This is a genomic window from Pseudonocardia pini, from assembly GCF_013870575.1.
Classification (GTDB): Bacteria; Actinomycetota; Actinomycetes; order Mycobacteriales; family Pseudonocardiaceae; genus Pseudonocardia; species Pseudonocardia pini.
The window spans coordinates 1-8,017 of the sequence record NZ_JACBXB010000198.1 but is presented as its reverse complement, the minus strand read 5'-3'; the positions used below and the strand labels follow the sequence as shown (position 1 = coordinate 8,017).

Below are 8,017 nucleotides of genomic sequence, written 5' to 3'. Positions count from 1 at the left end.
TGCCGCCTCGCGACGGCGTCCAGGTACTCCCCCGCCAGACGCCGCACAGCGGCCCCGACCACCCGTCGCACCTGCTGCTGCCGACCGTCCCGACCACAGCCGCATGACCGCTCTGCGCTGGTCAGCTGGTGGAGACGAGGGGAATCGAACCCCTAACCCCCGCCTTGCAAAATCAACTTTGACCGTCCGATGTGGTTCAGACTGTGCCGGTTCGCAGGTCGATCGTTCAGTGCGGGCCGCCCCGGCACGGCGCCAGTTAGATACTTGGCAACACGCATGGCAACAACCCGGACGTGGCATCGCGGACCGCGGCAGAGGCTGCGACGCTCGCCAGAGCGCTGATTGGGGGAATCAACATGGAGGCGCTGCCGCGTCCCGACTGGCTCCGCCCGCTGGGAACTCGCGAGGACGCGATCTTCGAGCACTCGATACCTGTCTCCCCTGCATGGTGGCGAGACGCGCTCGCCAAGACACCCTTCGCCGGGGAAGAGCCGCCCAGCGAGGAGCACCTCACACGCGGGAACCTCTTCGACCTCGCTGAGGACGCCAAACGCTCCGCTCTCGGTGCACGCCGTCTCCTCTGGGCCAGCCTGAGCTGGGGGACGGGGAGACGGCACCGTCTCAACCGCAAGCGCATCGAGTCTGTGGTGCGCGCGTCCGACGGGGGCGATGTGCTCCGCCAAGCAGCTGTTCTCTCTCGGACCGATCCACGGGCTGCTTACCAGGTTCTCCGCCCGACGAAGTCGAACGCGCTCGCGTGCCTCGGGCCGCCCTTCTTCACGAAGTTCCTGTACTTCGCGGGCGGTGGGGACCCCGAGCATCCGTGCCTGATCCTCGACTCCTTCGTCGCTGACACACTGCAGAAGGAGTGCGGGTGGACCTCGCTCACACGGACGGACGTGGTGGCCTTCTGCCACGTACCTCAGATACTGCGAACTCCTTGCCGGCTGGGCAGCTGATTACGCAGCAGCGACCGGAGCAGACGCCGCCGCGGACGAGCTTGAACGCAGGCTCTTCTCACGAGCTCAAGAACGCCGAACCTGACCGACAACCTGCTAGCTAGAGATTAGAAGGCTCGACCACTGGCTAGGCTGGCGCTCGTCCAGGAGTCAACCTGGAAGAGAGACCATTTTTCCTCCGTTGCCCTCGTGCTTGTCTGGTTGCTCGTCGCGGTGGTGGTGTCCAGGGGCGGCGAAGCCGCTCGCGCAGCGACGCGAAGCGCCCTGGACGCCACCACCGCGACGAGATGATCGAGCTGTCGAGGAGCATCGCCGCAACACAGCAGGTAGATGGCTCGTGGCTGTCCCCGCCGTTCGCCTAGACTACGAACCGTCGCGCCGGTGGACCACTACAGAAGGAGCGTCAATTGACTTCCGGGCTTAGAAGTGGGCCAAGTGCGACCACTTACGACGTTGAAGATCTGGTGAGTGAGGCGTGGCGTGGCCATATCCGAGTACCACATTTTCAGCGAGACTTCAGATGGGGACGACAGGACGTAATCCGTCTTTTTGATTCCATCATCAAAGGCTACCCAGTAGGCAGCTTGCTCCTCTGGCTACGACCAGCGGCCGCCCAACGCATTCAGTTGGGCAGTCTGACCATTGATGCCCCTGACACGGGTCGGGCCTTCTGGGTCGTGGACGGCCAACAACGCCTCACTAGCTTGGCAAACGCTCTGCACGAGGATGGCCAGAACGACCCACGATTCGCACTCACCTATGACCTTAAAGGGAAGAGGTTCGCAGGGCGGTCTCCAGGCGACGAATCTTGGCATATCCCGCTTCCAATATTGTTTGACTTGCAGAAGCTCGTCCGGTGGTTCAGCGAGAACCCAGAGATTTCCGAACTCCTGAACGAGGCAACGGCCGTCGCGAAGATTATTCGCCAGTTCCGGGTTCCCGCCTATCAGGTCGAGAATGAGGATGAGACCGTCCTGACGGACATCTTCGACCGAATGAACAACTATGGCAAGCGACTCAGTCGAGCGGAAATTTTCTCCGCCTTGTACGCAGGCGACGAAGGCGCCGACGCAACTACGCTCGATATCGATACTATTGCCGAGAATATCGACAGCAAGCTGCGCTTTGGCATCATAGATGATGACACCGTTCTTCGTGGAATTCTGGCGCGTCGAGCGCCTGATGTGACCCGCGAGATTCGTTCTGAGTTTGACGATCAGGACCGTCGCGGCACGGTGGAGTTTCGCGGAGAAGGTCGGGACGCCGCGTATCAAGCCGGTGAGGAAGCCCTAACCCGAGCGGTACAATTCTTACAGCGAGAGGCTGGCGTTCCACACTTCAGTCTCCTGTCGTATCGCTACCTTTTGATTGTGTTAACGCGCCTCTTCGCTCACCACCCAAAGCCCGACAAGCGGAATCTTCAGCTTCTACGCAGGTGGTATTGGAGGGCCTCGGTCGTTGGTCCGGAGATCTTCAAGGGAAACGTGACCGGCGGCATGCGTTTGCTTGCTTCGCGCGTCTACCCGAACGATCTATCTCGCTCGGTCACCGATCTCCTGGACGCCGTGAATAAGTCGGATCGATCGATGCCTAACCTCCACCGCTTCCGAACGAATGAAGCGTCGACGAAGATGCTCTTGTGCGCTTGGTGGGCGGCGAAGCCAAGGTCGCTAACTACTGGTCAGCCATTTGAGGCACAGAATCTAGCCGATCTGCTTACCGACCGTCCCACAGCCGCCGATGCCGTTCATTACATCTTTCCGCGACGGTCCACTCCACCACAGTTCTCAATGTGGGCAGCGAACCGCATTCTGCTCCCGTCTGAAGACGAGCCGGTAGACGAAGTATTATCCTTCCTAGCGAATAGGAAATCTGAAATTGATGACCGCACATGGATCCATGTTCTCCGCTCACACAACCTCAATCATGCAGTAGTAGATGCGCTCGCGGCCGGGAAGATCGCTGACTTCATTGAAGGCCGAGACTCGCTTCTGCAAGCGAACCTTGAAGCCTTCCTTGAGCGAGAATGTGAGTGGAAGTTCGAGGACACACCCTCACTGTCTGATCTTGTAGTTGATGACGAGGATGATGTCAGCGATCGGCCGTGAATAGTTCAGAAGCGGATGACGCGTTTGGCGTCTGGCTCCGAGACTCACGAGTCGGCCGCCTGACGAAACGCGGCGATCACACCAGGTTCTCGATCGACGAGTCCTATCGCGATGATCCAGAGCGCGAGGTGCTTAGCCTCTACTTCGAGGACGACCTCACTGCGTCTCACAGCTCCACGATGAGGGTCCCTCCGTGGTTCAGTAACCTGCTTCCTGAAGGGCCAACCCGCGACTTAGTTGCGCAGGAACGTGGTGTTGCGCCTACGCGGGAAATGGAGTTGTTAGCCCACGTAGGGAGGGATCTCCCAGGGGCAGTATATGTGCTGCCGGAGCCGGTGACTGAAAACTCACTGGATACAGATCGCGAAGATCTCGACGAGTCAGGTGATCGTTACTTGAGGGACGCAGACGGGAACGATGCTTCGGCTGGCGACCGAGTTCTTGAGTGGCGATTCTCCCTGGCTGGCGTCGGAATCAAGCTGTCGATGCTCACCAAAGAGTCCCGCCTGACCATGCCCGCCCACGGCGAATTCGGCGACTGGATCGTAAAACTGCCTCATCAGGTCTTCCGCAATCTTCCGCAGAATGAGTTCGGCATGATGAAGCTGGCCTCGCTTCTCGGAGTTGATGTTCCGGAGATTCGGCTTGTCTCCAGAGAAGATCTCGGTCTTGACTTCAAGTACTGGCGCAGCAACGAGGAATTTGCCTATGCAACACGGAGGTTCGATCGGAGTCCGGACGGCGGTCGCATACACATTGAAGACCTCGCACAGGTCCGTGGATTCTACCCAGATGATAAGTATCTCGGCAACTACGAGACGGTGGCATCCAACTTCTTTCGAGGTCGCGACGAAGCCGCTCTCATCGAGTTCATTCGCAGGCTCACCCTCAACGTCCTCATAGAAAACAGCGACGCTCACCTGAAAAATTGGTCGCTCATTTACAGCGACCCGCGTACGCCGACAATTGCCCCCGCCTACGATATCGCCTCTGCCGCCCCGTACGACGACATCTTGGACAAGGAGAAGGATCTCGCACTGAAATGGGCGAACTCGCACCGTTATGTGCGGTTTACCTTGAGCTCGGTCGAGCACCTGGAGCACCGCCTGCATGCCAAGGGACTGGGCCTGGCTGACGTTGCGAGAGAGACGGCGATCCGAGCCGCGGAATTTTGGCCGCGCGTCCGCGACGAACTCAACGCCGCGTCAGCAGTCCTCGAAGGCATCGATGCAGCGATCGACAGGCAGTCTCGGCGCCTACTCGGGTGAATTTGTGAGCTGGTGGGTGCGGGGCGCCGTGAGCGGAGCGGCAAGGCGATCCGCACCCACCAGCCTTGATCCATAAGAGGTGCATCCGGCAGTGCGGGCGGACTTGCGTGGTGTCCGCTGCATAGGGTGCGGCAGTGGCCGTGGTGATGCGGGCGTTCGTGCAGCAGAATGTGGCGGACGGAGCTGAGTGGGCAACCGTGCATGGTGTGGCGGAGAAGCTGCTCGCGCACCTGAACGAACCGGAGGCCTTGGAGCAACTCGCGATCGCGAATATGCCGGGCCAGTCCAGCGCGCTCGTGCAAGCCACATTCGCTGAGTTCGCCCGGGACCTGGGCTTCGTCGACGAGTCCAAAGGCCTGTTCGACAGCTACGAGAACCGCGCGCTCCGGCCGGACTACTACCTACCCGTCGGTGCCACCGGCATCCTGCTCGAAGTCGAGCGGGGCAAGACGACGATCAACAACATGGACCTGCTCGACTTCTGGAAGTGCCACCTGTGCGAGCACGCGAACTACCTGTTCCTGATGGTGCCGCAGGAGCTGCGCCAGAACGCCACGATGTCGCCTCGGCGCGAGTTCAACACCGTGGTCAAGCGCATGGCCTCGTTCTTCGTCCCGCGGAACTACACCAACGTCCGCGGCCTGTGCGTCTTCGGCTACTGACCGGCCGGCCCGCTCTCCTTCGAGCTCGGCCGTAGGGTCACCCAGTGCAGCTCGTGGGGTGGGCCGAGGAGACGGCTCGTGATCGCTTGGCGGAGGCGTTGCCGCGTCGGTGGTCGCATGTGCAGGCGGTGGCTCGTCGCGCTGGGCAGCTCTCGGAGGCGCTGGGGGAGGACGGCGAGCTGCTGCACGCTGCTGCGTGGCTTCACGATGTCGGCTATGCCCCGGAGCTGGCGACGACCGGGTTTCATCCTCTCGACGGGGCTCGGTACCTCGTGAGCACGGACGTCCTGGAACGACTCGTCGGCCTCGTCGCGATGCACTCCTCGGCGGCCGCGGAGGCGGAGCTGTTCGGGGTGGCGGATCAGCTGGCGGAGTTCTCCGATGAGCGGACGCTGACGCGGGATCTGCTGTGGTGGTGTGACATGACCATTGGGCCGGACGGGCAGTGCATGTCCTTCGCGGAGCGGATGGACGACGTCCGGGCTCGCTACGGTCCGGACCACTACGTCACGCAGGCCTTGGACGAGGGCATGGCGGAGCGGGTGGGCGCGGTCGAGCGCGCGGAAGCGTGGATCGCCTCGGTCGGGCTGGCGGGTCAGGTGTAGAAGGGCTCTGCCCGTTCCTGGAGTCCGTGGTCGATGCGGAGCCGGATAGAGGGGTGGATGTCCAGGTCGTCGAGCTGGGCGGGGTCGACCCAGCGGACTTCGGAGGACTCGTCGCTCGTGCGCGGCTCGCCGCTGACCTGGCGGGCGCGGAAGCAGATGGAGAATTCCTGGCGGACCTCGCCGTCGTCGTAGGCCATGACGTGGTGGGGGTTGGAGTAGATGCCGATCAGGCCGGTGACCTCGACGGTGATGCCGGTTTCCTCGATGGTCTCGCGGATGACGGCCTCGGTCATGGTCTCGCCGAGCTCGTGGCGGCCACCGGGGATGGCATGCTTGTCGTTGTCGGTGCGGCGGATCATGAGCAGTCGCCCGGCGTCGTCGAGGACGAACGCGGACAGGGCGATGACGATGCTGTTGGGCTTGGGTGCGTCGGGGTCGTCGAGGTAGTCGGTCCGGGTCACGGACTCAATGGTTCACCATGTGGCGGGCTTCGACAGCTTCCAGACGTCGACGAAGCTGCTGGCATAGGTGTCGAACAGGTCCCCGGCGCCGAGTTTGCGCAGGTGCAGGGCGGGGGCGTGGGCTCCAGGTACGCCGTAGACGTGGGCGTTGACGATCATCTGCTCGTCGAAGCGGAAGATCGAGTTGTACAGCGTGGTCTTGTGGAAACGGAACTCGATGCCGGGGGTGTCGAGCAGGGGCTTGTAGGCGGCGAGGCCGTAGCGGATGCGGGCGGCGAGGACGCCCTTACCGAGCTGCTCCTCCTCGCTGCGCAGGGTCACCGCGCGGCAGGCCGGGTCCCCGAAGTTGATCCGGATCGTGACGCCGGCGGCGGCCTTCTCGGACAGGGTGCGGATGAAGTTGGGGCGCTCGACGAGGAACTGCCCGGCGTGCACGAGGGCGTCTATGCGGTCGCGGGCCTCGGTGAGCAGGTGGTCCCACAGATCGAGCGGGACGGCGTTGCGGTGCGGGTAGGCCCCGACGATCTCGGACGCGGCGATGCTGGCCTGACGCTCGGGTGGCAGCGCTGCGGGCCACAGGTACGACTCCGGCTGAGCGAGCACAGCGGCTAAGGCGTTGCGGTGCTTGGGGTACGGGGTGCGATCCTGGGTCATCCAGCGCTCGACCGTCTTGGGGTCGACGCCGATCTTCTCGGCCGCTTCGGCGGTGCTGAGCCCGGCGCTGAGCAGTGCGTCGCGGAGCCGTTCGTTCGCCACTGCCACTCCCGAGGGGACGACTTAAGGGACGACTTAATCGTCCCTCAGACGTCCTCACTTGTCCAGCCGCGTGGTGAAGCCGTCCACGGAATCTGCGGAGAGTGAGTAGCCGACGGACACCGGGTCGGCCGGGTCCGCGGACCTCACGGAGTCACCTGTGATGCAGGGCAACACGCACGCCGCCTACAACAAGTTCCCCAGCTCGATGGAGCAGCTGATGCCCTTCGGGGCCTGGTTGGTCTCCGGTGTCGAGCCGATCAAGGACTTCGACGCGTCCGGGCGCGGTCCGGACGAGTTCGTGCAGGCCAGGGACAAGGACACCGGGCTTCCGCTGTGGATGGTCACGGTGCAGTCCGGGGACCTGGAGAACGCCCCGGCCTGGCTGCACCGGTTGAAGGTCAAGGTCGTCGCCGAGCGCCAGCCGGAGCTGCCGCCGGTCATGCCGGGCACCCCGTTCCGGCCGGTCTACCTGGAGGGGCTCGTCGTCGTCCCGTACATGGACGACAAGGCGTGCACGCCGGCCGAGCCAGGACGCCGCCACCGCTGCCGGGCCAAGGTCGCCTACTCGGTGCGGGCTTCAGGCATCCGGGCGCCGAAGACCACCGAGCGCCCGGCGCCGAGCCAGGAGAACGCGGCATGAGCGCCCCGACCGTGATCCCCGCTTCCGTCCTCGTCGACCGCGCCCTCACCCGACTCTGGCGGGCCAAGACCGCCGCGTTCCGGATGCCGTACGACACGCCCGCGCAGTCCGCGGCCCGTGCCCGCACGATCGCCGACCTGTTCGGCCGTGAACGACACTGGTGGGAGGTGCTGACCCGGCACAGCTCCTCCGAGGTCGCCTGGCCCTACCGGCAGGCGGTCATCGAGGCGTCGGCCAAGGCCCGCGGGGATGCGATCTTCTGGAACGAGACCGCCGCCTTCTGGACCGCCCGCGCCAACGGCGCGACGGCCGATGAGGCGGACGCCGCGAGGTGGTCGGCATGAGCACCGATCGTGTCCTCGCCCGCGTCCGGAAGGTCGTCGGCACCGCAGGCCTGGAGCGCCTCGGCCCCGGCGGAACCCGCTCGACGCTGCGGGCGCTGCTGTTCGACGGCGCTGGGGTCCCCGCCTGGCACCAGGCCGCCGCCTGCCGGGACCTCGGCTCGGAGGCGTTCTTCGTCGACTCCGCCCCGGACGCGGACCTGCGGGTGCAGGCGGC

10 protein-coding genes and 1 pseudogene are annotated in these 8,017 nt (G+C 63.9%); 9 read left to right on the top strand and 2 right to left on the bottom strand.

The features are described from left to right. Positions 1 to 293: 293 nt before the first annotated feature. The 6 genes and pseudogenes from H5J29_RS13695 to H5J29_RS13675 all read left to right on the top strand — a co-directional run bounded on the left by H5J29_RS13695 (position 294) and on the right by H5J29_RS13675 (position 5,602). Complete coding sequence (locus H5J29_RS13695) at positions 294 to 959, top strand: 8-oxoguanine DNA glycosylase OGG fold protein (protein ID WP_181781330.1); 666 nt, start codon at positions 294 to 296, stop codon at positions 957 to 959. Between the two features lie 464 nt (positions 960 to 1,423). Then, positions 1,424 to 3,067 carry a DUF262 domain-containing protein gene (locus tag H5J29_RS13690; protein ID WP_312858206.1) on the top strand — a complete coding sequence of 548 codons (1,644 nt, stop codon included), beginning with the start codon at positions 1,424 to 1,426 and terminating at the stop codon, positions 3,065 to 3,067. Next, positions 3,064 to 3,378 (top strand): annotated as a pseudogene (locus H5J29_RS35030) (HipA N-terminal domain-containing protein); the annotation flags it as partial. The gene H5J29_RS13690 and the pseudogene H5J29_RS35030, both read left to right, overlap by 4 nt. Positions 3,379 to 3,387: 9 nt before the next feature. Continuing rightward, positions 3,388 to 4,335 (top strand): type II toxin-antitoxin system HipA family toxin, encoded by a 948-nt coding sequence (locus tag H5J29_RS13685; protein ID WP_312858207.1) that lies wholly within the window; start codon positions 3,388 to 3,390, stop codon positions 4,333 to 4,335. Between the two features lie 134 nt (positions 4,336 to 4,469). After that, on the top strand, positions 4,470 to 4,997 hold the full coding sequence (locus tag H5J29_RS13680; RefSeq protein ID WP_181781327.1) for a hypothetical protein: 528 nt from the start codon (positions 4,470 to 4,472) through the stop codon (positions 4,995 to 4,997). Positions 4,998 to 5,041: 44 nt separating this feature from the next. Continuing rightward, the gene (locus H5J29_RS13675) at positions 5,042 to 5,602 is read left to right on the top strand and encodes an HD domain-containing protein (protein ID WP_181781326.1); all 561 of its coding nucleotides are present in this window, start codon (positions 5,042 to 5,044) and stop codon (positions 5,600 to 5,602) included. On the opposite strand, the gene H5J29_RS13670 is transcribed toward H5J29_RS13675, so the two are convergent. Continuing rightward, positions 5,593 to 6,063 (bottom strand): NUDIX hydrolase, encoded by a 471-nt coding sequence (locus tag H5J29_RS13670; RefSeq protein WP_181781325.1) that lies wholly within the window; start codon positions 6,061 to 6,063, stop codon positions 5,593 to 5,595. The two genes, H5J29_RS13675 and H5J29_RS13670, sit on opposite strands and share 10 nt — an antisense overlap. A 12-nt stretch (positions 6,064 to 6,075) precedes the next feature. Beyond that, complete coding sequence (locus tag H5J29_RS13665) at positions 6,076 to 6,819, bottom strand: helix-turn-helix domain-containing protein (protein ID WP_181781324.1); 744 nt, start codon at positions 6,817 to 6,819, stop codon at positions 6,076 to 6,078. Positions 6,820 to 6,979: 160 nt separating this feature from the next. Here H5J29_RS13665 and H5J29_RS13660 point away from each other — a divergent pair, with 160 nt between their 5' ends. The 3 genes from H5J29_RS13660 to H5J29_RS13650 all read left to right on the top strand — a co-directional run. After that, positions 6,980 to 7,459, top strand: a complete 480-nt coding sequence (locus tag H5J29_RS13660) for a plasmid replication, integration and excision activator (protein ID WP_220187382.1) — start codon at positions 6,980 to 6,982, stop codon at positions 7,457 to 7,459. Further along, positions 7,456 to 7,803, top strand: coding sequence for a hypothetical protein (locus H5J29_RS13655; RefSeq protein WP_181781323.1), 348 nt, complete (start codon positions 7,456 to 7,458; stop codon positions 7,801 to 7,803). The genes H5J29_RS13660 and H5J29_RS13655 overlap by 4 nt, the downstream gene beginning before the upstream one ends. Further along, positions 7,800 to 8,017: hypothetical protein (locus H5J29_RS13650; RefSeq protein ID WP_181781322.1), on the top strand; the 218-nt coding region annotated here is incomplete at its 3' end. The genes H5J29_RS13655 and H5J29_RS13650, both read left to right, overlap by 4 nt.

Excerpts from the sequence above, each read along its gene's own strand:
- H5J29_RS13660 (WP_220187382.1), top strand. The coding sequence starts at position 6,980 with ATGCAGGGCAACACGCACGCCGCCTACAACAAGTTCCCCAGCTCGATG.
- H5J29_RS13655 (WP_181781323.1), top strand. The coding sequence starts at position 7,456 with ATGAGCGCCCCGACCGTGATCCCCGCTTCCGTCCTCGTCGACCGCGCC.